The organism is Flavobacterium sp. U410 (assembly GCF_053570605.1).
The window spans coordinates 1-768 of record NZ_JBSEFI010000055.1 but is presented as its reverse complement, the minus strand read 5'-3'; the positions used below and the strand labels follow the sequence as shown (position 1 = coordinate 768).

Annotated in this window: 1 pseudogene; it reads right to left on the bottom strand. The window is 35.5% G+C overall.

Annotation, left to right across the window (positions count from 1 at the left end):
• Positions 1-768 (bottom strand): annotated as a pseudogene (locus ACUSJC_RS16770) (hypothetical protein); the annotation flags it as partial.

The window sequence follows — 768 nt, the reverse complement described above, 5'->3', positions numbered from 1 at the left end:
TAAATATCATTAACAGAAAAGTTAACCGTTGAAATACATCCATTTGCTGTAACCTCAACTTCATAATCTCCTGTAGCCGTTAATTGAACTGATTTCGTTGATCCAATAACATCTCCACTAGCATTAAACCATTGGTAGGTAGAATTTTCTTTATCTGAAAAAACTGTAGCCACATATTGTACTCCCTGACAACTAGATATTACGGAAACTATAGGTGCTGTCGGTAAATCATTAACATCATACATGATTGATGAAACCTCTTGACAACCATTAATAGTATTTCTGACATAAACATAGTAACTACTATTTGGTTCTAAAGCTGTAAATTCAACTGAACTTTGAAATGTGATTCCGTCTAAACTATATTCATAATTCGGATCTAGAGGGGTTAATACTTCTAAAACTCCTGTAGGATTAGCACAAGTTGGTTGAGTTACAGAGGCTGTTGGAACACCAATATTTGTTACAGAAACTATTACTTCGGCAGTATCAGGCGTACAAGATCCATTATTAACTGTATAAGTATATGTACCTGCTACATCTAAACTTGGATCAAATACTCCTGTTCCACTAGTTAATGCTGGTGACCAAGTTCCGTTTATATCAGGTGTTCCTCCCAAATAATCAAATAAATTAACTGTATTTCCTGTTGAACAAACAGATACACTACCATCTGTTCCTGCACTAACAGGATTTGAAACCGTTACTACTACATCAGCACTTGCCGGAGCGCAAGATCCTGCACCATTAATACTGTAAGTATAGGTT